Here is a 2,846-nt window from a genome sequence, read left to right on the forward strand (position 1 = left end):
CGGGTCAGGAGGCCCGAACCGACGGTGCCGGCGGCGCCGCGCGCCAGGACGGTCCGCACACGCTCGGCGATCGGCCGCTCCGTCACGTCGTCCATAGCTCTTCCTCCTGGCGGGGTCGTCCGCCGGCCGGGCACCCGGCCCCTGAAACGGACTCTCATCCATTTCAGCGTCGATCGGCGCCGGTTCCATACCCGTGTACGCACCGGATCCTCGTGAGACCGGCCACACCACTGCCCGCGACGAGCACCCCTGGGGCGACCGCGGATATGCGCCGCACCGCGCATACATGGTGGAATCGGGGGTATGGACGAGTTCAGGGAAGAGCCCTCGAAGTACATCTGGCGATGGACCGTCTGGTCCTGGGTGTGCGTGGGCATCGCCGCCCTCATCGTGATGATGGGCCTGACCGGCGGCGGTTCGCTCACCCCGTGGATCCTCGGCGCGCTCGCCGTGGCGGTCGTCGGCGGCGTCGGATTCGGGTTCGTGCCCCGGGCCTCGCTCGGCCAGACCAGGCGCCCCATGACCACCGGGGCCAAGCGGAAGGCCGCCCGGAAGGGACCCCGGAACAGCTGACGGCCGGAGCCTTCGTGCTAATCTGAACCGGCCTTCGGGCAGCATCGCCGATGTAGTTCAATGGTAGAACTTCTGCTTCCCAAGCAGACAGCGCGGGTTCGATTCCCGTCATCGGCTCAGAGATCGAGGCCCTCCCGTCACGGGAGGGCCTCGAGTCATTTCACCGGGTGCTCATGGCGGTCACGCATCCGGCCCGGGACGCCCCGGCTCGGTCCGTCCCGACCCCGCCCCTGACGACCCGCCCTTGCCGTTACCGTTGTCGCCCCCGCGGCGCCGCAGGAGCTGGAAACCGGGGATGCCCTGGACCGCTTCGAGACACTGTTGCGCCACCTCGAGGATCTGGTGGACCTCGGGAGCCACGGTGTCCAGCGAGGCGAGCACCGGCATCACGTCGTTCTCGAGGCTGTCGCCCAACGCGGGCAGGTGGTCGATGAACTGTACGACCGCCTTGATCTCCTCGGAACTGACCGATTCGAGTATCTCGTCGGCGATCGGTTCCAGAAGCGCGATGGTCTTGTCCGTCCACACCAGCACCTCGGTGAGGCGGATCGCCACCTTCCTGGCGGTCTCCGGCGAAAGTTCGGCGTCGACCAACAGGGCCTCGACCACGGGCTTGACGGGCGCCAGTGCCGAATCTGCGAAATCCAGGAGGGGCTCGACGCGCCCGATCAGGCCACCGGCCTCGATCACCAGGTCGTCCGCGACGTCCACGGTCGCACCGATACGGGCCACGATCCCGTCGGCCGAGTCCACCGTCGAACCGACCCTGCCGACGATCCCGTCCGCCGAGTCCACGGTCGACCCCACGCGGGTGACGATCGAGTCGGCGGAGGAGACCGTGCGCTCGACGTCGACGACCACCCGGTCGGCCCGCGAGACCGTGGTCCGTACCCCGTCGACGGTCTCCGCGGCCGTCACCACGATGCGGTCGATCGACGAGACGGTCCGCTCGACCTCGTCCAGTAGCCGCTGGACCCGCCGCACGATGGACTCCACGTCCTCCAGGAGCGCCATCACCCGCGCGGGCAGGAGGAGGAACTCCCGCGCCATCGAGAGTTCCCACTCGACCACCCGGAACGCGCTCTGGACGAGGGACGAGGGGGACGGGACCCGGACCTGCATGTCAGCCATGGATCGATTCTGCCCGAACATCCCACCCGGGACGTCCCGATCAGCGCACCATGGAGGAAGCGGCGGGCAGACAGGCCGGATCGCGTTCCCGGAAGGGGTACGAGATGGACGCACAGCGGGTCACGACCTTCGACGATCTACGGCTCGGCGACGCGCCCGAGTACGGAGGCAAGTCCGCCAACCTCGGGGAGATGACGGGCGCCGGGCTCGCCGTGCCACCCGGGTTCGCGATCGGCCAGTCGGCGTACCTGGAGGCGATGGACGCCGGCGGCGTCCGCGCGCGCCTCCACTCCGAGCGGGTTCCGGAGGAGGGACTCACCGAGGCCGAGCTCATCGCCAGGTCGCAGGACCTCACGCGGACCGTCGCGGAGGTGGAGCTTCCGGTCCGGCTGCGCGGGTCGATCCTCGAGCACTACCGCGCGCTGGGCACCGACGTCCCCGTCGCGGTCCGCAGTTCCGCCCCCGCCGAGGACGCCGGCGACACGTCGTTCGCCGGGATCCACGAGTCGTACACCGACGTCGTCGGCGGGGACGCCCTGCTCGACGCGGTCCGCAAGTGCTGGTGCTCGCTGTGGTCCCCGCGGGCGATGACCTACCGCGCGGTGTCGGGGTACGACGAGGAGCCCTCCATCGCCGTGGTCGTCCAACGGATGGTCCGCTCCGACACCTCCGGGGTCGCCTTCACCGCGGACCCCCGCACCTCCCAGACCGACCGGGTGGTGATCGAGGCGGCCTTCGGACTCGGGGAGGTCGTCGTGGGCGGGAAGGTCGAACCCGATACCTACGTCGTCGCCAAATCCGACCTGCGCATCCTCACCGCCCACGTGGGCCGGAAGGTCGCGCGGATCGTCGCCGGCAGGACCGACGACGGACTCGTCCCCGTCCCCGAGGAGATGCAGAACGCCCGCGTCCTCGACGACGAGCAGGTGCGTGCCGTCGCCCGACTGGCGATGGCGTCCGAGGCGCACTACGGCATACCGCAGGACACCGAGTTCGCGATCGAGGACGGCGGGCTCTACCTCGTCCAGACCCGGCCGATCACCACCCTCGTGGGGCGGGCGACGACCGGGGATCCGGCGGGCGGGGCGGCCGGCACGAGCGACGACGGGGCCGCGACCGACACCGACGTCGACCCCATCGTC

At 70.3% G+C, this 2,846-nt stretch carries 3 protein-coding genes and 1 tRNA gene; 3 read left to right on the forward strand and 1 reads right to left on the reverse strand.

Annotation, left to right across the window (positions count from 1 at the left end; translation table 11 throughout):
- Nucleotides 1-303 precede the first annotated feature (303 nt).
- On the forward strand, nucleotides 304-573 hold the full coding sequence (locus G6027_RS04315) for a hypothetical protein (RefSeq protein ID WP_182635716.1): 270 nt from the start codon (nucleotides 304-306) through the stop codon (nucleotides 571-573).
- Nucleotides 574-619: 46 nt separating this feature from the next.
- A tRNA-Gly gene (locus tag G6027_RS04320) sits at nucleotides 620-690 on the forward strand.
- A gap of 63 nt (nucleotides 691-753) precedes the next feature.
- On the opposite strand, the gene G6027_RS04325 is transcribed toward G6027_RS04320, so the two are convergent.
- Entirely contained in the window at nucleotides 754-1,704 is a 951-nt protein-coding gene (locus G6027_RS04325) for a methyl-accepting chemotaxis protein (protein ID WP_241726813.1), read from the reverse strand.
- A gap of 104 nt (nucleotides 1,705-1,808) precedes the next feature.
- On the opposite strand from G6027_RS04325, the gene G6027_RS04330 reads away from it, so the two are divergent.
- Nucleotides 1,809-2,846 (forward strand): PEP/pyruvate-binding domain-containing protein (locus tag G6027_RS04330; protein WP_241726814.1); only part of this gene is annotated, 1,038 nt, incomplete at its 3' end.

The organism is Dietzia sp. SLG310A2-38A2, assembly GCF_014145095.1.
GTDB lineage: Bacteria > Actinomycetota > Actinomycetes > Mycobacteriales > Mycobacteriaceae > Dietzia.

Coding starts and splice junctions, on each gene's coding strand:
- G6027_RS04315 (WP_182635716.1), top strand. CDS start 304: ATGGACGAGTTCAGGGAAGAGCCCTCGAAGTACATCTGGCGATGGACC.
- G6027_RS04325 (WP_241726813.1), bottom strand. CDS start 1,704: ATGGCTGACATGCAGGTCCGGGTCCCGTCCCCCTCGTCCCTCGTCCAG.